Here is a 19275-nt window from a genome sequence, read left to right on the forward strand (position 1 = left end):
ATGGAGATGCGTCCGGGATCGCCCATGTCGATCACCCGATAAAGTCCCCGCTCGACGACGACTCGGTACGCCGGCTCCGGAGGCCGTCGAGATGTTCGGGGACCTGGCCGACCTGGCGACCACCGTGGCTTCGTTTCCCTGGTGCTGCGTCAGACGTCAAGCTGAAGCCGCGCGTTCGGCAGCGTCACACGTAGCCGACCGTGACCTCCCGGAAGCCCAGGGAGCGGAGCAGGCCCTCCAGCATCGTCGTGGTGTTCTTCTCGGTGCGCTCCACGAGCCCGCTGTCGCGAGCCGCTTCCGTGATGTGCTGAACGGCCAGGCGCTGTACGGCCTGTTCACCGGCCGGATTGTCGGTGAACAGGTCGCCCAGCCGGTCCAGCAGGCCCCGCTGCTTGGACACGGCGTAGGAACGGTCCAGATCCAGCGCCGCCGTGCCGAGAACGGCGTGGGGCAGGCGGAGCGAAACCTTGGTGCGCTCCTCGTTCACGGTGACGGCCTGCTCGCCGAGCCCGCCCAGGTCCACGTAACCGCTGACGGAGCCCGCTCCGACGTAGAGGGTCCGCGTTCCCCGGACGGAGTCCGGCAGGAAGGCCGCGTCCTTCTCCAGGTCCACCACGACCTGGAAGTTGCCGGCGGCCCCCTCGTAACGGTGCATGTCCTGGATGGACTTGAGCAGGACCGGCCCCGAGCGGTCCACGGTGTCCTCGCGGAACAGGTCGCCGAAGCCGGGCAGGAGACTGAAACGGCCGGCCAGGACCAGGACCACCGCGAGCACTGCCAGCCCGGCGACGGCCCGTCCCCACCACGGCAGCCGCCGCGGCTCTCTTCGCGGTGCGGGTTCGCGCTCCGCGTCGTGCGATGAGTTGTCCATGTCCTGCGGATGCCCAACGCGCGCGGCCCCACTCCCCGGAGCCGGAAGAGGCCCGGGGCTACCAGGTGCCGCCCGGTGCGGCCTCGGCGTGGGCGGAGCGGCCGGGGGCGAAGGACATCCGGTTCCAGGTGTGGCGGCGGCCGCGGATGGCCACCGAGTAGGCGTACATGACCTCGGGGTCGCACATGCCGGGGAGGTAGGAGTCGCCGAAGTGGTGGGCGTCGAAGCCGGCTTCCTTGGCGTTGAGGGCGAGCTGCGGCACCACGTTCGCGTGCGAGCCCTCCTGGCTGGTGCCGATGGCGCCCATGACGATCGCGCCCGCGTCCTGGACCGCGGCGACGGCCGTCGCGGCCAGCTCTCGGGTCATGCCGGGCAGCGTGCCCGGCAGCGGGGCGACCACGCCGTCCGCTCCGGCATCGACAAGGGCGGTCAGCCGTGCGGGGGTGACGCGTTCGGGGCAGCCCGCGTGGTGCATCTTGCCCGACCACAGGGCCGCGTCGTCACCGAGCCCCTTGCGCAGTTCCTCGGTGACCCGCGCCATGCCGTCGTAGGTGCCGCCCGTTCCGGGGTTGGCGGTGATGCACAGCAGTGCGGCGCCCATGTCGATGAGGCGCCGGGCGTGCTCGGACGTGGCGCGGCGGATCTCCGGGACGTCGCCGGGCTCCAGGTTCACGCCCACGGGGCGACCGATCAGGCGGGCGAGATCGGTGAAGGACGTGAAGGTCCCGAGTCCGGGCATGACGAGACGCTCCCCGTCCCAGGCCCGCTCGATGAGGTTGAGTATGACGATGTCGGCGCCGAAGGCGGCGACCAGCTCGGCGTTGTGCACGCCGCGGCCGTCGGGGTGCGGGGAGAGCGCGGCGCGCTCGGCGAAGACCTCGGCCACCATGGTCCGGCCCTCGGCGGCGGCCACCGCCCGGGTCAGATCGCGGCCGCGCAGGGCGGAGAGCGCGTCGCGGTCGAGGTCGAGGATGCGCTGAGTGGTCATGCCTACGACCCTAGCCAGGGGGGAACCCACCCCCGAGCCGCCGATGGTCCCCCCGAGCAGGGCCCTTGGCCCCGGCCCCCGTTCCCACTGCCGCACGGCCCCTGCGGCGTCGTGAGAGAGGGGCGCGGCCCCTCAGGTGCGTTCCCACGTCGTGAGTGCCTCGTCCGCCGCGTCGCGGACCTCCGCGACGGAGTGGGCTCGCAGGTCTCGCAGCACCCTGAGGGCCGGGCCGAGTTCGCCGCCCGTCGACGACGCCCGGCTCGCGTGGTCCTCCGCCAGCGCCACCGCGTACAGGCCCGCGAACAGCCCGTCCCGGGGCGGGAGCGTGCCGTTCCGGCGCTGCGTGAACCACCGCGGCCCCGACGCGCCGGTCGCCAGCGCCGCGTCGCGCGCCTCCGCCAGCTCGGCCGGGGAGACCCGGGGCGAGCGGCGGGCCAACGCCACCGCCGTACGGGCCGCGAGCAGCGGCCGGTCGCGTACCGCCCGGGCCTGCGCCCGTAGCTCCCGGGCCCGCTCGGCCGGCGGAACGGCGGGGTCCCACAGCGCCGTCCGGGCCGCCACCGCCCACCGCAGGCTCGCGTCCTGCTCCGCGATCAGCGCGATCGCGTGCTGCCAGACGGGCCGGCAGGCCTCGGGCAGGCCCTGCCCGGCCGTTCGTTCGAGGCACCCCGCCAGCACCGCGATCCGGTGCAGGGCGTTGCGCGGGTCCCGCTGCGCCGATTCGGCCGGCGCGCCCCGCCCCCGCGCCCGGGCGTCCGCCCCGGCCTCCCGTACGTACCGGCCCAGCAGCGCCGCCGTGACCGCTTCCAGCGGCGGACCGTACGTGTCCGGGTCGACCCGTGCCGCGTCCACGACCGCCTCCACCGCGGCCCGCCACACGACGGCGTGGCTCCGGGGCTCGACCGCCAGGCGCGACAGCAGGCCCGCGTCCACGGCGGACGGCACCTCGAGGGCCCAACGGCGCAGCACTCGGCAGGCCTCGGCGACCGTCCGCGCGTCGGGCGCCTCCTTGGACGCCCCGTCAGGGGCCCGGCCCGCGCCCTCGGGGGAGGCGCCGTGCGCGGGCTCCTCCGTGAGGAACCGGTGGCACACCTCGGCCACGAGTTTCCCGTAAGGCTCCCGCGCCGCCGCCGGCAGGGCGAGCGGGGCCACCCGCAGCAGCGCCTCCCGCTCCGCCCTCGAACCCTCCCGCGCCGTCGTACGGAGGCACGCCTCCACCGGCCCCAGCGTCACGAGCTGCGCCGCTCGCGTCACCGCCGCCGCCCGGACGTCCCGGTGCTGCCCCGGCGCAGAGAAGGCCGCCACCAGCAACTCGCCCGCCAGCGCCGCCGGCAGCCGGTCCGCCGCCAGCCGGACGATCTCCTTGCGGCTCGTCACCTTCGTGCCCGTGGCCCGCTCCAGCACGGGCCGGAACCGCTCCGCGAGTTCCGCCGGCGGTACGTGCGCGCAGACCCGTCCGATCCCGTACACGGCGACCCGCGCCCGCTCGCCGTCGGCCCGCGCGAGCAGGTCGGGCAGGACCAGGCCGGGCCGGTCGGCGCCGGGCAGCGCGGCGAGGGCCGCCTCGGCCGTCGGTACGTGTTCCGATTCCGCGGCCTCCCGTACCGCCGCCAGCCCGCCGCCGCCCGGCACCGCCGCGAGCTCCCGCAGGAGCACGTCACCGGGGGACCGCTCCGGATGCGCCCGGGCCCGCAGCCCGGCCGCGAGCCAGTCGGCCACAGCTGCGCACGTCGCGTCGGTCCACCGGTGCGCGTAGGCCCGTACCGGGGGCAGGACCTGCCGCAGGGACCCGCCCACGATCCGCTCCGGGTCGTAGAAGCGGCCGCGGGGAGGCGAGTCCAGTGGCGTGGAGGCGAATGCCGGCAGCAAGTCGTCGGCCTGCCGCGCCACGAGCTCCACCACACGGGGCAGCACGACGGCCGACGGATCCGCGGCGAGCAGGGTGCGGATGCGCTCGGCACGCGGACCCGCCGAGGCCAGCCACAGCACACAGGCGCGTTCCGCCGGCCCGCGCGCGCCGGTCAGCGCGATCCGCTCCACGACCTCCGCCAGCCAGGGCTCGGCCCGCTCCCAACGCGGGTCCGGCGAAAGGGACTCGGCGAGGGAGAGCGCGGGGACGGGATCGCCCGCATCGAGGGACTCCGTCACCACGGGACGCACGGCGTCGAGCAGCGCCCGGGCCGCGGCGGCCGGCGGCTCCGTACGCAGGGCCTGCGTCACGAACCTGCCGAACCCGCCGCCGGGCGTGTCGGGGCCGTCGGCGCGGACCAGCGTACGGACCGCCCACGCGGCGAGCGCAGACAGCGCGGCATCCCCGGTTCCGGAGGGCTCCGCAGCGGAGCGCGTCCCGTCCGCGGTCGTGTGCAGCAGGCTGCCCGCGAGACGGGTGAGGGCGGCGAGCGTGCCGTACGAGAGGTCCCGCGCGGCGAGCGCGTCCGAGGCGATCCGCTCCAGCGCCGGCACCGCGGCCGCAGTGAAAGTCCACGTGGGCAGGACGCTCAGAGCGCCCAAGGCGGTCTGGCGCACCGGGTCCTGCTCGGAGCGCAGGCGGGTCAGTTCCGTCAGCACCTCGGTGGTCACCTCCGGACGCCGGGCCCGCGCGGCCGCGTGCACCAGAGCCCGCCAGGCGGCCGCGCGCCCGTCGGAGTCCGCCCGTCGGGTGTCCGCCCGGAGCGCCTCGGCCTCGTCCTCGTACGGCAGGAAGGCCCTCAGCGCCAGCAGCTCGACCGGCTCGGCGCCCCGGGTCCGCGCCCGTTCGAGGGCGTGGAGAGCGAAGGGCGCGGCGTCCCGGGCGGGCAGTAGGCGCATCAGCTCGGCCGGGAGCACCGCCGTCTCGGAGGCGGCGGAGGCGTTGGAGCCGGCGGTTGCGGAGCCCTCTTCCGCCCGGACCGCGTCGAGCACCGCCCGGCGCCGACCTGGCGGGAGCGCGGGCAGGAGCACCGCGAGCACGGGCGCGGGGACCGCCGCCGCACGCACCGCTGCGACGAGTTCGTCCTCGGGGACGGCGGTGGCGAACCGGCGCGCGCCGCTGCCGGACAGGGTCCTCGGCGCGAGGACGAGACGGCCCTGCCCCCACAACCGCGCCGCGAGCCGGGGCCGGTGGGCGACCAACGCGGGCAGGTGCGGAACCAGCCCGGCCGGGAGCCGCTCGGGGCCGACCCGCTCGAACAGGTCCAGCGTCGCGCCCGGGTCGACCTGCGCCAGCGCGGCCAGCGGGTCGCGGGCCGCCAGCAGCCACCAGAGCTCGCGGGCGGCCGGTGCCTGCGCCTCGGCCTCCCGTACGACCGTCTCGTACACGACCTCGGGCACCCGGCGCGCCAACGGCAGCCAGGAATGCAGGGCGTGCCGGAGCTCCGGCAGCAGACGCCGTACCGTCGCGGGGGAGCAGGCGGGCAGCAGCCGGGCCGCCTCGCGGTCGCCCCAGGTCGCGCGGACGGAGTCGATCAGGGCATCGGGGAGCGAGCCCGGGGCGCGGTGGAGGGAGGCGACGAGCTGTTCCCTGGCCGCGGCCGTGACCCGGTCGGTCACCAGGACCTCGGCGGTCGGACGTATGCGGCCGGTGCGCAGCGCGGCCAGCGCCTGGACGCGTACGGCCCCGTGCGGGTCGGTGAGTCCGGCGACGAGCAGGTCCGCGAGCCGCTCACCGTGGGCCGGGTCGCAGGGGACGGAGCGTGCGCAGATCAGGGCCGTGGCCCGGGTCTCCGGCACGTGCCGGGCGGGGTCGGCGAGCTCCGCGAGCAGACCGGGCACCTCGGCCGGGGGCAGCGCACGCACCTGGGCGACGGCAGCGCGGATCCGCTCGCGGTGAGCGAGCGGAGCGAGCGAGGCGAGGAGCCGTGCCGCGGCCTCCCGACCGGGCCTGGCTGAAGGGTGCGGGGGCTGCGGGGAGGTGCTCATGCGGCCATCGTGCAACAAGGGGTGGACGAGGAGCGAGGCAATTGAAGGACACCGGCCACAAGCACCACGAAGAGAACAAATCTCCCCAACCATGGTGATTTGACCGGGTCGATGCCGTGCAGCAAGGTCGGGGGCATGGATCAGATCTTCGAGAAGTTCCGGACCCTGCCCGTCGAGGAGCAGCTCTCCCCGTCCCTCACCCGCCGCAGGTACGCGGACTTCCCCGTCCTCGTCGTGGACCACCCGCGCGCGGGACAGGCCTGTCTGAGCCTCCAGGGCGGACAGCTCGTCACCTGGCGCCCGGCCGCGGCCCGTCCCGGCGATCCCGGCGTGCTGTGGTCCGCCGACCCCGGCCTGTGGCGGCGCGGAACCGCCGTGCGCGGCGGCGTCCCGCTGTGCTGGCCGTGGTTCGGCCCGAACGGCCCCGAGGGCTCGCCCTCGCACGGGTTCGCGCGGACCAGCGACTGGGAGCTGACGGCGTGGGAGGAGGAGGCGGACCGGGTCGTCGTGGAATGCACGCTGCGGCCTTCGCCGGCGACCCTCGCGATGTGGCCCGAGGAGTTCGTCCTCGTGGCGCGGTACACCCTGACCGACACCTGCCTCATCGAGATCGAGGACCGGGGCGACCACACCACCACCGCCGCCCTCCACACCTACGTACGGATCGGCGACCTCGGCCGGGCCCACCTCGCGGGCCTCGGCCCCGAACACACCGACGGGCTCACCCGGCGCCGCTACGAGGAAGAGGACGGCACGCTGACCCCCGTGGACCACGTCGAGCGGTTCCAGACGGCGCCGGCGCCCGTCACCACGGTGCGCGACGAGGTGCTGGGCAGGGTCGTCGCCCTCACCCATCACGACCACAGCGACGTGGTGGTGTGGAACCCGGGCGCCGAACTCGCGCGGGGCATGGCCGATCTCGCTCCGCAGGAGCACCGGCACTTCCTGTGCGCGGAGACCGCCCGGGTGGGGCGGCCGCTGGTGGCGGAGAAGGGGAGGCCGGGCCGGCTGGCGGTGGAGCTGCGGATGTCGGAGGGCTGAGAGCGGGCGACTCCGGCCGGAAACGACCCGCCGGCGGCTCAGGTGTGGATCAGCTCTCGGTCAGCGCCGTGGCCAGGAGCGCGGCGGTCCGGGCGATGAGGAGGTCGTCGGCCGGGTCGCCGGGGTGGGGCCGGGTCGTCAGGACGGCGATGACAAGGCCCGGCCGGCCGGGGGGCCAGGCGACGGCCACGTCGTTGTTGGTGCCGTACGCGCCCGCGCCGGTCTTGTCCGCGACGGACCAGGCGTCCGGCAGGCCGGCCCGCAGCCGCTTTCCGCCCGTGGTGTTGCCCAGCAGCCAGCCGGTGAGCCGCCGCCGGTCCGCCGCTCCGAGCACGGTGCCGAGGACGAGGCGCCCGTAGGTCCGCCCGATCGCGTACGGGGTGGTGGTGTCGGTGACCCGCCAGGGCTCGGCGCTGTTCAGGTCCGGTTCCCACCGGTCCAGCCGGGTGACCGTGTCCCCGGTCGAGCGGGCGAAGCGGGTGACGGCGGCCGGGCCGCCCAGCTCGCGCAGGAGGAGGTTGGCCGCGGCGTTGTCGCTGAAGCGGATCGCGGCATCGCTCAGCTCCGCGACCGTCATCCCCCGGGCGAGGTTCTCGGGCCGCCCGGTGACCGGGGCGTGACCGGAGGCGGCGGCCTCGTGCGCGGTGTAGTGGACCCGCTTGGCCAGGAACTCCCCGTCCCGGTCGAGGTCGCGCAGCACGGCGGCCACGGCCAGGGTCTTGAAGACCGAACAGAGGGGGAAGCGCTCCTGCGCCCGGTACTGCACGGTGCGGCCGGTGGCGGTGTCGTGGGCGTAGACGCCCAGGCGGGCGTCGTGCTCCCGTTCCAGCTCCGCCAGCCGACGGGCGACCGGGCCGCTGGCGGAGGGGGCGCCGGATACGGCTGGTACGACGGCCGAGACGCTCCCGCCCGCCGGCAGGGAGGCCGCGAGCGCGCCTCCGGCCGCCAGGGTGAGCAGGGCGCGCCGGGACGGGGTCTTCCCTGTGGTGTTCACGGTCCTCCCCTTCCTCTCCGGCGGTGGCGCGAAACGGAGGGTTCCGTGCGAATGCGGCCTTCGACGCGCCCGTGACCTTCGATCCGGGGGCCGGACCGGCGCCGAAACCTTCCCCGGAAAGGGACATGACCGGCCACGGAGGGTGAGATCCGGGCCTCCCGGCGGTGACCCGCCCCACAGGACCTAGGTCACATACGAACCGGGATAGTAGTCCTTAAGCATCCCATATGCACCCCTTCATGCCGCCTCTCACCTGCGCGGATGCTTGCCCGGGTCTTCGGGGGCCGTTCCTCCCCGGCTGCGAGGACCACTAGTAAGAGGGGTCGTTGCCAGACGCCGTCTACCCCCGTAGAACTGGATGAGTCGCAGGGCGGACGGAGATCCCCCGGGTTCACACCCGGTTCTCCTGCTCCCGCCGCCGATCCCCTCTCCTCCGCGTGAGTGGCTCACGCACGTCTCCGGCGTGCCTGTGACCGTCCTTGTCCCCTTCGGAAGGTCAGTCCGTGTCCAACGCCGTCATCCGCCGCATCGCCGCTTCGAAGAAGACCCTCGCGGGTACCGTCCTCGCCCTGGGCGTCGCCGGTTCCATGCTGGCCGCGGTTCCCGCGCAGGCCGCCCCGATGAGCGCCAAGGCGATCGCCCAGCAGATGATCAAGGACCCGGCCCAGTTCGCGGCGTTCAACAACATCGTGTCCCACGAGTCGGGCTGGGACTACACCGCGACGAACGCCTCCTCCGGCGCCTACGGCCTGGTCCAGGCCCTCCCGGCCTCGAAGATGGCCTCCGCGGGCTCGGACTGGAAGACCAACCCGGCCACCCAGATCAAGTGGGGCCTGGACTACATGAACTCCCGCTACGGCAGCCCCGCGGGCGCCTGGACGTTCTGGCAGAACAACCACTGGTACTAAACCACCAGCGGAACACGAAGACACGAAGCGCCCGACCGGTACCCCCGGCCGGGCGCTTTTGCATGCCCCCATCCCTCACGGCCGCGCTCCGCCCCTTTCGGCGCGGTCCACCAGCCGCGAGAGCTCCGTCCGCGAACGCACTCCGAGCAGCGCGAAGACGTTGCGCAGGTGATGGTCCACGGTGCGCGGGCTGACGGAGAGGGTCAGTGCCACCTCCCGGTTGGTGGCGCCCTCGGCCACACAGCGTGCGATCCGCAATTGCTGCGGTGTCAGCAGGGCCAGCCCGCCCTCCGCTGCGGGGGCGGGTGCCTCACCGGTCGCCCGCAGTTCGGCACGGGTCTGATCGGCCCAGGCCGGGGCCCCGCAGCGCTCGAAAGTGACCAGCGCGTCCCGCAGCCGGTTCTTCGCCTCGGCCGGACGGCGCCGGCGCCGCAGCCACTTCCCGTACAGCAACTGGGTGCGGGCCCGCTCGAAGTCACCGTGCACCGTCTCGTGCAGGTCCAGTGCCAGGGAGTAGAGCGCGTCGGCCGTGTCGTTCGGCGGGGCGATCAGGGCGCGGCACCGGGCCAACTGAGCCGGTGCCTGCGGGTCGGTGCCCTGGGCGGCCCAGAGGGTGAACTCCTCGACGGCCGCCTTCGCTTCCGCGGAGGCCCCTGACTGTACGGCCGCTTCCACGAAGCACGGCAGGGCGAGCATGCGGACGGCGAAGTGGCCGCGCCCGGGCCCCGGCCGGGTCAGCGGGCCGAGCCGGGCGGCGGCCTCGAAGGGCCGGCCGCGGCACAGGTCGGCGCGCGCCGAGGCCCACTCGGCCAGGGTGACGGTTTGCAGCAGCCCGTGCGGGCGTGCGATCTCCACGGCGGCTCCGGCGTGCGCGGCGACGGCTGCTGCGTCGTCCTCGACCGAGGCGACCAGGGCCAGGATCGCGTGCTGACCGGCGGCCACGTTGCGCTGGCCCGCCCGGTGGGCGGCGCGGAGACCTTCCTGCGCGTGGGCCCGCGCCCGCGCGTGCTGACCGGCCCGCAGCTCGGCGTACGCGAGGTGTTCGAGGATCCGCGGAGTGAGCGAGGCCAGCCCCCGCGACCGGGACACGGCCAGGGCCCGCGCATTGGTCCGGCATGCCGCCGCGATGTCGCCGAGCACGAGCGCGGCGACCCCGGCCCGCAGCAGCCGGGTGGGGTCGTCGTCGTGCCGCGCACGGTCGAGGACCCGGCGCAGGGGCGGTTCGGCCTCGGACAGGTGCCCGTCGATCGCCGTGCGCAGCCCCGCTCGGTAGTCGAGCATCGGATGCCGAGGAGCGGCGGCGGGCTGTGGCTGTGGCTGTGACTGGGTCTGGGTCTGGGGATACGGATGGGGGCCGGATCGTACGGACGCCACCACACGCCGGACCGGCGAGAACGGGTCGGCCGGCCCCGTCGGCGCGTAGGCGAAGGCGGAGTCCCGTGGTGGAGCCGCGAGCGGGGCCTCGGCGAGGGCCGCGATGCAGGCGGCGGCGTCGCCCGCGGCCCACGCCGCGTCCATCGCCTCCATCCTGGCTTCCAGGGCCGCCTCCGCGTCGGTCGGGTCGAGGCGCTCCGCGGCCATGAGCAGCGCCTGGTAGGCGTCGCCGACCGGGCCGTCCCGCAAGGCCATGCTGCCCCGGACGAGTTCCGTGCGGCCCTGCACCGCAGCGGGGGACGCGCCCTCCCGAGTGGCCGCCAGCAGCAGGTGCGCCCTGCGGGGATGTCCCGACAGGCGGGCGTAGTCCGCCGCGGCGGTGAGGCGTGCGGTACGGGCATCCCCGTGGGCGGTGAGCTCGGCGGCCCTGGACAGGGCGGCCGACCGTTCCATGCCCGACGTCGGCGTGCCGGGAGCGGCCGCATCGACGAGGCCGGCTGCGAGGACGGCGTCGGGCCCTCGCACGGCCAGGGCGAGGTGGAGGAGGTGGCGCAGACGGAAGCGGTCGGCGTCGATGACCGAGGCGAGCAGGGCGTGGGCGGCCCGGCGCTGCGAGGACGGCGCGCCGGAGTAGACGGTCCGGCGGAGCAAGGAACCCGCGAAGGTGATGCGGTCCCCGTCGTGGTGCACCAGCCTCGCCGCCTCGGCAGGGTCCAGCGCGGCCGGGTCCAGTCCGGCCTTGCGGGCGGCGCGCAGGACCAGGGAGGCATCCGCGCCCGCCGCGTCGGGATCGGGCTCCTGCGCTGCCGCCGCGAGGAGCAGGAACTGCCGGGCGGGAGGCGGCAGCGGGGCGAGGCGGCTCCCGAAGGTGGCCCACAGGGCGCCACCGTCCGTGAGCGGGCGGGGCAGCGGCCGTCGGCCGCCCAGTTGATCCGGCGTCAGGCGCTGGGCCAGGGCCGTCAGAACGGCGGGATTTCCCTCGGCCTCGGAGAGCAACTCCACACGCACGGCGGGATCCAGGCACCCCCCGGTGAGGTCGCGGAGCAGGGCGGCCGCCGCGTTGTCGTCCAGCGGGCCGAGACGGACCACGGTCCACCCGGTGAACTCGGTTTCCTCCGCGCGGTGTTCCGCCAACGAGAGCAGGAGTCCGATCGGGCGTCCCGGGTCGGGGTGCCGCGCGGCGGCGCCGAGAACGGCCCGCGAGGGCGCGTCCCACAGGTGTACGTCGTCCACGCAGACGAGCAGCGGCTCTCCCCCGGGGAGGAGCTGCCTCAACAGCGTGGGCAGTTCGTCCGTCCGGCCCGCTCCGAACGAGACCGGCGGCGGTGCCGCGCCCCGCACTCCGGCCGCCTCGCCCAGCAGCGCGCGCAGGCCGTCGTAGGGCCGGAGGTTCCGGGGGAGGGGTCGGGGACGCAGGACGGGCCCGAGCGTGAACTCCCGGGCGGCCCCCGCCAGCAGCGTGCTCCGGCCCAGGCCCGGCTCCGCCGCGAGCAGGAGCGCTCCGACTCGTTGGGGCCGGAGCTGGTCCGACAGGGCTGCCACCGCGGCCAGTTCGGTCGTCCGGCCGTATATCCGGCAAGGACTGTCCACACCTGTGTGTCCGGTCACGCCGGTGAGGTTACTGCCGTGGAAACAGGGGCGGAAGACCGGACGCAGCAGGTGGGAGGCCGCAGCGTACGGGCCTCCCACCTGCCGGGTCAGGCTCAGGAGGTATGGGGGCAGTTGCCCCGGTACTCCTCGATGGTCAGGCTCGGGCTCGGCACCGGGCAGAGGAACTGCTCGTAGCGGGTGTCGTTGTCGATGAACCGCTTGAGCCACGAAATGCTGTACTTCGCGATGGTGGTGTCCGAGCTGTTCGGGGTGAAGTGCGTGGCGTTGTTGAGTTCCAGGTACGCCTTGTCGAGCGAGCCGGGGAGGCTCGTGTAGAAGGGCTCCGAGTGCGTGAGGACCGGTGCGACCGTGTCGCCGTCGGCCCCGACGATCAGGGTTGGCGTCTGGATCTCGGGCCAGGACTTGTCGGTGTTCCAGCCCGTGAGCGCGATCGCCGCCTGCAGCGAGGGCCGGCTCTTGGCGGCCTCCAGGGTGCCGCCGCCGCCCATGGAATGGCCCATCACGCCGAGCCGGCTGCTGTCGATCCTGGTGCGGACGGTGCTGCGCTGCGTCAAGTAGTCCAGGGCGGAGAGCAGTTGGCGGCCCCTGCTGTCGGGCTGGTCGAGGGTGGTGAGCGTGTCGATGGTCAGGACGACGAAGCCCTGGGAAGCCAGGCGCGGGCCCAGCCAGGCGATGGAAGACTGGTAGGCCGTGAAGCCGGGTGAGATCACCACGGCGCCGAAGGTCCCGTCCGCGGTGGAGGTCGGATAGTAGATGGTGCCGCCGCCGAAGCCGGTGACCACCAGGGAGGAGACGTTGGTCTGCGACACCGAGTAGGAGCCGCGGAGGGCCTCGATGCTCGACGTGGTCGGCGCGGGGCCGCGCTCGTACGGGTTGGCCGCGGCCTGCGCCCCGGAGGCCGTGAACGTGGCGAGTGCGCCGATGCTCACGAGCGCCGCCAGTGCGGCCACGAGCGAACGGAGCCGCGTTCCGCCGCCGGCGGGGCTGTCGACGGCGCCGTGGTCGGGGGCGGCCTGGTGGGTGTTCTCGGTGTGTTCCTGCTGCACGACGGAGTCGTCCTCTCGGTCGTGGCGGAGCCGTCCCGGCGGTGGCCGGTACCCGGCTGTGCGCCGAGGTCCGTGCCGCCTGACGGTGGTTCCCGCCGCTGTCGCTGGCCGGACCACTGTCACGGCGCACCCCGCGACCGCACATCGGTGGAATCACCGGTCTCGCCGAGGGAAGCCCCGATCACGTCGGCGGACGTACCGGGGCGCCGCCGGACGTACCGGCTTCGTAGGTGGCGGACCGCCCGCCGGTCGGCGTCCTCAGCCGCCCGACAGCCGGTACGCGTCCCGCGCCAGGGTCAGCGCGATCAGGTCCCGGGGGCGGGACAGCGACTTCGACGTCAGGTGCTCCAGCCTGCGCAGCCGGTTGAAGACCGTGTTGCGGTGGCAGTACAGGCGGCTCGCCGCGCGGCCCGCCGACCCCTCCGCCGACAGCCAGGCGTCGAGGGTCTCCAGGAGCATCGCCCGGTCCGCCGGGTCCAGGTCCAGCAGCGGGCCGAGCACCGCCTGGACCAGCTCCGCCGACAGCTCGGGCTGGCGCACCACCAGGGCCGTGGGCAGCCGGTCGGCCAGCTGCACCAGTACCCGTTCGTCCTGCCCGCAGGTCCGCAGCGCCGTCTCCGCGAGCCGCCGGGCCCGGCCCAGCTCGGCCAGTCCGTCCACCACCGGGCTGATACCGCCCGGCCCCGGGCAGCGGTCCTCGAGCTCCGCCGCCAGATCGGCCGGCGAGGAGTCGCCCAGCGCCACCACGGCGAGCTCCCGCTCCGTGCGCATCCGCCAGAACAGCCGCATCCCGCCCGCCGTCACCACCCGGTGCACCGCGTCGCCCCGGTCGGCCGGCAGCACCACCACCGCGTACCGCCCCTGCTCCGGCAGGTCCAGGGCCAGCGCCACCTGGGCGGCCAGGGCCGGCGCCGTGTCCCCCTCCAGCAGGGCGTCCAGCAGGGCCTGCGCCCGCTCGTCGCTGCGCCGGCGCATTTCCACCTCCGCGGTGCGGTACGCCTCCGCGGTCGCGGCCGCCTGCTGCTCGATCCCCGCCCACATGGCCCCGGCCGCGCGGGCCAGTACGGGCAGCGCCTCCGGGTCCTTCTCGGTGACGATGTCCAGCAGCGCGTCCCAGGTGAGCCGGCCCGCCCTGCGGTAGGCGTAGAGCAGCAGGTCCAGCGGCAGTCCCTGCTCGGCCCGCCGCCGGCCCAGCTCCTCCGCGTACGCGAGGTCCTTGCGCGGGCCGGTCCGGGGCGCGGCGAAGGCCTCGATCCCGTAGTGCATGGCCTCGCTGACCTGGCTCCAGTGCTCGTCCCGCGGAACGGCCAGGTCGAACAGCGGGGAGTGCTTCGTCAGATCCCTGATGAGCTGGTCGGTGAGCCCGGGGATGTCGGCGATCAGCACCTCCGCCGCCGATACCAGGACCGACCACTCCTGTTCCGTGCGCGTTCTGCGTCCACCCATGGCCGCTGAGGATGTCACCCCGTCTCCGCCGCCGTAAGGGGCCCGCACGACAGGTCTGTGCTCGTGCACAACACGCCCCTGTCCGGGCTGGTCATCGGCAGCGATTCCGGTTCTGCCCGTGGACGCCCGCCCCGGCCCGGTGCTGGTCTGTGCGCCAGCACAAGGCCGCCCAGAGGAAGGAGAGGACGTGGGTTCGCTGCACGTGCGTGCGCTGTCCATCGGCTACGGGCCGGTCCGGGCCCTGCGCTCCGTATCGCTCGACGTGCCCGCCGGCGCGGTGGTCGTCGTACTCGGCGGGAACGGTGCCGGGAAGTCCACGCTGCTGCGCGCGGTGTCCCGGACGCTCGGGTTCCACCGGGGCGCCGTCACCGGCGGGAGCATCACCTTCGACGGGCGGCCGCTGGACGGGCTCACCCCGGACCGGGTCGTCGCCGCCGGAGTGGTTCAAGTACCCGAGGGGCGCCAGGTGTTCACCCGGATGACCGTCGCGGACAACCTGCGCGCCGGGGCCCTGGGAGGCCGTGCGGGCTCCCGCGCCGACACCGCGCGCTCCCTGGCCCGGGTGCACGAGCTGTTCCCCGTACTGGCCCAGCGGGCGCGGCAGCGTGCCGGGCTGCTGTCCGGCGGAGAACAGCAGATGCTGGCCCTGGGCCGGGCCCTGATGGCCCGCCCGCGCCTGCTGCTCCTGGACGAACCCACCCTCGGGCTCGCGCCGAAGATGGCCGCCACCATCGCCGAGACCATCACCGAGATCAACGCCTCGGGCGCCTCGGTCCTCCTCGTCGAACAGAACGCGGCCCTGGCCCTGCGGCTCTCCTCCCACGCCTACGTCCTGGAGGTCGGCGAGGTGACCCTCGACGGCCCGGCCGCCGAGCTGGCCGCCTCGGACGAGGTACGGCGCCGCTACCTCGGCATCACCGACGAGGCCGCGCCGGAGCCGGGGTCCACCGGGGCACGGCGGGAACTGCGCAGGTGGTCGGCATGAACGCGAACTCCGGCATGAACGCCACCCCGCACGCGGACACCGCCCCGCCCCCGCTGACCGTCACCGACGTCACCGTCCGCTTCTCCGGCCTCACCGCGCTCGACTCGGTCTCCTTCACGGTGGACCCCGGAAGCGTGCACGCCGTCATCGGACCCAACGGAGCGGGCAAGTCCACCTGCTTCAACGTGCTGTCCGGGGTCTACCGGGCCACCGGCGGAAGCGTCCGCTTCGGAGACACCGAGCTCACCGGCCTCGCCCCGCACTCCGTCGCGGCCCTCGGAATCGCCCGCACCTTCCAGAACCTGGCCCTGCCCCCGCACACCACCGTCGCCGACAGCCTCCTCCTGGGGCGCCACCGGCTGATGCGGACCGGCTTCCTGGCCGCCGGACTGCGGCTGCCCGCCGCCGCCCGCGAGGACCGCCGGCACCGCGAACGGGTACGGGAGATCGCCGAGTTCGTCGGCCTGGAGGGCGACCTCGCGGCGCCCGCCGGCTCCCTCCCGTACGGCAAGCAGAAACTCGTCGAGCTGGCCCGGGCCCTGTGCATGGAGCCCCGGCTGCTGCTCCTCGACGAACCCGTCGCCGGCATGACCGCCGACGAGAGGCAGCGCACGGCCGCCGTCATCGCGGGCGTCCGGGACGGCCTCGGCATATCGATCGTGCTGGTCGAACACGACATGGGGGTGGTGATGCGGCTCGCGGACGCGGTGACCGTACTCGACTTCGGCAGGCGCATCGGCGGCGGGACTCCCGCGCAGGTGCAGAACGATCCCGCGGTGGTCCGCGCGTACCTCGGAGAGGAGGAGCCGGCCGCATGACCACCTTCCTGGAACTGCTGCTCGGCGGGCTCTCCATGGGCTCCGTCTACGCGCTGATCGCCCTCGGCTTCGTCGTCATCTTCAAGGCCACCGAAGTGGTCAACTTCGCCCACGCCTCCCTGCTGCTGGCCGGCGGGTACGTCACCGCGACCCTCCACGAGGAACTCGGGTTCTGGGGCGCGCTGCTGGCCGGCGCCCTCTCGGCGGCCGCGGTGGGGGCGGGGATCGAGTTCCTGGTGATGCGGCGCTACCGGGGCCAGGACCAGAGCGTGCTGGCCATCGTCACCATCGGCGTCGACATCCTCCTCATCACCGACCTCACCCGGCGCCTCGGCACCGACGTGCTCTCGCTCGGCGACCCGTGGGGCGACCGCGTGGTCCACCTCGGTGCGGTCACGGTGCCCCAGACCCGGATCGCCGCCATCCTCGCCGCCGGGCTGCTGATCACCGTGTTCCTGCTCGTGTTCCGGCACACCTCCTGGGGCGTGGCCATGCGGGCCGCCGCCGAACAGCCGGAAACGGCCGCGCTGATGGGCGTACGGCTGGGCCGGGTCTCGCTCGCGGCCTGGGCCGTGGCCGGGGCCCTGGCCGCCGTCGCCGCGCTCTTCCTGACGGTCTTCCCCACGCCGGGCCTGGAGCGGGCCACCTCTCTCGCCGCCCTGAAGGCCTTCCCGGCCGCGATCCTCGGCGGCCTCGACTCCACCTCCGGCGCCCTGGCCGGGGGGCTGATCGTGGGCGTCACCGAGGCGCTGGCCACCGGCTACCAGGGCCAGTTGGCCTTCCTCGGCCGGGGTATCGGCGACCTGGCCCCGTACCTGGTGATGGTCGCGGTCCTGCTGATCCGTCCCGCCGGACTCCTCGGTACGAAGGAGCTCGCCCGTGTCTGACACCCGCAGCCCCGTGCTGCAACCCGAGGCCGCAGCCCCGGTGGCGGCCCCCCGGCCGCGGCTGCTCGGCGCCCGTACCGCGGCCGCGGCGGCCGCCGGACTGGTGCTCCTCGCGCTGCCCTTCTACCTCGACCGGTTCTGGCTGCAGGCCGGGCTGTTCGCCATCGCCGCCGCCATCGGGGCGATCGGGCTCAACCTGCTCACCGGAGCCACCGGCCAGCTGTCGATGGGCCACGGCTTCTTCCTCGCGGTGGGGGCCTACGGGTACTGCGCGCTCGCCGGGGACGGCAGCACGGCGGGCGGTCACACCCTGGTCGGGCTCGGCCTGCCCAGCTGGCTCGCCGCCGTCCTGGCCGTCGGCCTCGCCGGGGCGGCGGGTGGCATCTTCAGCCCCATCGCCGGCCGCCTGCGCGGCGCGTACCTCGGCATCGCCACGCTCGCGCTGATCTTCATCGGCCAGCACGTGCTGTTCAACGCCACCAGCGTCACCGGCGGGTTCAACGGCCGGGAGGTGGAGCCGCTGTCCCTCTTCGGCCTCACCTTCGACGACACCGAGACGGTCATCGCCGCCGTCCCCTTCCAGTCCGCCGAGAAGCTCTGGTACGTGGGCCTCGCGGCCCTCCTCTGCGGAGCCCTGTTCGCGCGTGGCGTCCTGCGCGGCCGGCCCGGCCGGGCCATGAACGCCCTGCGCGACCACAGCATCGCCGCCGGGGTGATGGGCGTACCGGTCGCCCGGTACCGGGCCGCCGTCTTCGTCCTGTCGTCCATGTACGCGGGGCTGGCCGGAGTGCTGCTCGCCCTGGTCTTCCAGCGGACCGTGCCCGACTACTTCGGCATGGTGCTGTCCCTGGAGTACCTCGCCATGATCGTGATCGGTGGCCTGGGCACCGTCGCCGGAGCCGTCGTGGGCGCCGTCTTCGTCTCCCTCCTGCCCCAGCTCCTCACCCGCTACAGCGACGCCCTCCCGCTGGTGTCCGCCCCCGGAACCGGCGGGGTCTCGCCGGGCGAGGCCTCGCGCTACCTGTACGGAGCCGCCGTCGTGGTGGCCGTCCTGTTCCTCCCCGGCGGCCTCACCGGCATCACCCGGATCGTCCGGGCCCGAACCCGCACCACACCCCCGAAGGAGCGAACGTGAACAGAAGAAGGCACGCCGCCGCGGTCCTGGCGGCCGTACTCGTGGTGACCGGCGCCGCCGGGTGCAGTGGCAAGGCCAAGACCGCCGACGGGGACAAGCCCGCCGCGGGCGGGGTCAAGGCCGGAGCCGGGGTGAGCGACAAGACCATCAAGCTCGGCGCGCTCACCGACATGACCGGGGTCTACGCCTCCCTCGGCAAGAGCGTCACCCAGGCCCAGCAGCTGTGGGTCAAGCAGACCAACGCAGCGGGCGGCATCTGCGGCCGCACGATCGAGCTGACGGTCCGCGACCACGGCTACGACCCGCAGAAGGCCCTCGCCGCCTACACCGAACTGGAGCCCTCGGTCCTGGGCTTCGCCCAGTTCATCGGCTCCCCGTTCGTCGCCGCCGTCAAGCAGCGGATCGACGGCCAGGACAAGGGGCTGGTCATCCCGCAGGCCTGGTCCGCCTCGCTGCTCGGCAGCCCGTACATCCGTACGGTGGGTGCCACGTACGACGTGGAGACCATCAACGCCGTGGGCTACCTCCTGGACCAGAAGCGGATCGCCTCGGGCGACAAGATCGGGCACGTCTACTTCGAGGGCGACTACGGCGAGAACTCCCTGACCGGCGCCAAGGCCATCGCCGCGGAGGCGGGGCTGACCGTCGTCGAGCAGAAGATCAAGCCGACCGACAACGACATGACGGCCCAGGTCGCCGCGCTCAAGCAGGCCGGGGTCAAGGCCGTGGTCGTCAGCGCCGGCCCCCGGCAGGCCGCCTCGCTCGTCGGAGTCGCCGCGGCGGGCGGCTGGAACGTCCCGATCGTCGGCAACAACTCGGCCTTCGCGCCGCAGCTCCTGGCCACCCCGGCGGGCGCGGCCCTGCAGAAGGACTACTACGTCGCCTCCTCGGCCCTGCCGATCGGCTCGACCGAGGCGGGCCCGGCGGCCCTGGCGGCCGCGTACAAGGCCGAGTACCCGGACTCCGGCCTGGACAACGGGGTGGTGGCCGGCTTCACCGCCGGCGCCCTGTTCGGCGAGGTCCTGAAGAAGGCCTGCGCCGACAAGGACCTGACCCGCGAGGGCGTCCGGGCGGCCCTGCTGAGCCTGAAGTCCTACGACAACGGTTTCGGCGTGACGCACGACTTCTCGGACCCGAAGGCCCCCTCCACCCGGCAGAGCGTGATCTTGAAGCCCGACGCGACGGTGCCGGGCGGCATGAAGGTGGTCAAGGAGGCCGCCGCGGCACCCGCCGCGACGAAGTTCACCCCCGGTTCCTGAGCGGCCGGCAGGAGA

The 19275-nt window shown here is 74.3% G+C and carries 14 protein-coding genes; 7 read left to right on the forward strand and 7 right to left on the reverse strand.

The window, feature by feature from the left end; all coding sequences use genetic code 11:
* Positions 1-184: 184 nt before the first annotated feature.
* From NLX94_RS24110 to NLX94_RS24120, 3 genes are all read right to left on the reverse strand, one after another.
* Positions 185-871 carry a DUF4230 domain-containing protein gene (locus NLX94_RS24110; protein ID WP_254385106.1) on the reverse strand — a complete coding sequence of 229 codons (687 nt, stop codon included), beginning with the start codon at positions 869-871 and terminating at the stop codon, positions 185-187.
* A 58-nt stretch (positions 872-929) separates the two neighbouring features.
* Positions 930-1859: a hypothetical protein gene (locus tag NLX94_RS24115; RefSeq protein ID WP_254385107.1), complete on the reverse strand. Its 930-nt coding sequence runs from the start codon at positions 1857-1859 to the stop codon at positions 930-932.
* 132 nt (positions 1860-1991) lie between these two features.
* Positions 1992-5756: a hypothetical protein gene (locus NLX94_RS24120; RefSeq protein ID WP_254385108.1), complete on the reverse strand. Its 3765-nt coding sequence runs from the start codon at positions 5754-5756 to the stop codon at positions 1992-1994.
* 135 nt (positions 5757-5891) lie between these two features.
* Between NLX94_RS24120 and NLX94_RS24125 the strand changes: the two genes are divergently transcribed.
* Positions 5892-6797: a D-hexose-6-phosphate mutarotase gene (locus NLX94_RS24125; protein WP_254385109.1), complete on the forward strand. Its 906-nt coding sequence runs from the start codon at positions 5892-5894 to the stop codon at positions 6795-6797.
* Between the two features lie 49 nt (positions 6798-6846).
* Here NLX94_RS24125 and bla read toward each other — a convergent pair whose 3' ends face one another.
* Positions 6847-7791 (reverse strand): class A beta-lactamase, encoded by a 945-nt coding sequence (gene bla / locus NLX94_RS24130; protein WP_254385110.1) that lies wholly within the window; start codon positions 7789-7791, stop codon positions 6847-6849.
* A gap of 503 nt (positions 7792-8294) precedes the next feature.
* Here bla and NLX94_RS24135 point away from each other — a divergent pair.
* Positions 8295-8699 (forward strand): transglycosylase SLT domain-containing protein, encoded by a 405-nt coding sequence (locus tag NLX94_RS24135; protein ID WP_254385111.1) that lies wholly within the window; start codon positions 8295-8297, stop codon positions 8697-8699.
* A gap of 75 nt (positions 8700-8774) precedes the next feature.
* Here NLX94_RS24135 and NLX94_RS24140 read toward each other — a convergent pair whose 3' ends face one another.
* The 3 genes from NLX94_RS24140 to NLX94_RS24150 form a co-directional block, all read right to left on the reverse strand.
* Positions 8775-11681, reverse strand: coding sequence for a LuxR family transcriptional regulator (locus tag NLX94_RS24140; RefSeq protein ID WP_254385112.1), 2907 nt, complete (start codon positions 11679-11681; stop codon positions 8775-8777).
* Between the two features lie 95 nt (positions 11682-11776).
* The gene (locus NLX94_RS24145; protein WP_302170417.1) at positions 11777-12625 is read right to left on the reverse strand and encodes a dienelactone hydrolase family protein; all 849 of its coding nucleotides are present in this window, start codon (positions 12623-12625) and stop codon (positions 11777-11779) included.
* Between the two features lie 363 nt (positions 12626-12988).
* Positions 12989-14176 carry a CdaR family transcriptional regulator gene (locus NLX94_RS24150; protein ID WP_254385113.1) on the reverse strand — a complete coding sequence of 396 codons (1188 nt, stop codon included), beginning with the start codon at positions 14174-14176 and terminating at the stop codon, positions 12989-12991.
* A 187-nt stretch (positions 14177-14363) separates the two neighbouring features.
* Between NLX94_RS24150 and NLX94_RS24155 the strand changes: the two genes are divergently transcribed.
* The 5 genes from NLX94_RS24155 to NLX94_RS24175 are packed head-to-tail and all read left to right on the forward strand — an operon-like array spanning position 14364 to position 19260.
* Positions 14364-15161, forward strand: a complete 798-nt coding sequence (locus NLX94_RS24155) for an ABC transporter ATP-binding protein (protein WP_254385114.1) — start codon at positions 14364-14366, stop codon at positions 15159-15161.
* Positions 15158-15979: an ABC transporter ATP-binding protein gene (locus NLX94_RS24160; RefSeq protein WP_374684016.1), complete on the forward strand. Its 822-nt coding sequence runs from the start codon at positions 15158-15160 to the stop codon at positions 15977-15979. Before NLX94_RS24155 ends, NLX94_RS24160 begins: the two co-directional genes overlap by 4 nt.
* The gene (locus NLX94_RS24165; RefSeq protein ID WP_254385115.1) at positions 15976-16866 is read left to right on the forward strand and encodes a branched-chain amino acid ABC transporter permease; all 891 of its coding nucleotides are present in this window, start codon (positions 15976-15978) and stop codon (positions 16864-16866) included. The genes NLX94_RS24160 and NLX94_RS24165 overlap by 4 nt, the downstream gene beginning before the upstream one ends.
* Positions 16859-18001 (forward strand): branched-chain amino acid ABC transporter permease, encoded by a 1143-nt coding sequence (locus NLX94_RS24170; protein ID WP_374684017.1) that lies wholly within the window; start codon positions 16859-16861, stop codon positions 17999-18001. The genes NLX94_RS24165 and NLX94_RS24170 overlap by 8 nt, the downstream gene beginning before the upstream one ends.
* The gene (locus tag NLX94_RS24175) at positions 17998-19260 is read left to right on the forward strand and encodes an ABC transporter substrate-binding protein (protein ID WP_254385116.1); all 1263 of its coding nucleotides are present in this window, start codon (positions 17998-18000) and stop codon (positions 19258-19260) included. The genes NLX94_RS24170 and NLX94_RS24175 overlap by 4 nt, the downstream gene beginning before the upstream one ends.
* Positions 19261-19275 lie beyond the last annotated feature (15 nt).

Origin of the sequence: Streptomyces sp. TBY4 (assembly GCF_024213195.1) — a bacterium.
In the GTDB taxonomy this organism is placed as follows: Bacteria; Actinomycetota; Actinomycetes; order Streptomycetales; family Streptomycetaceae; genus Streptomyces.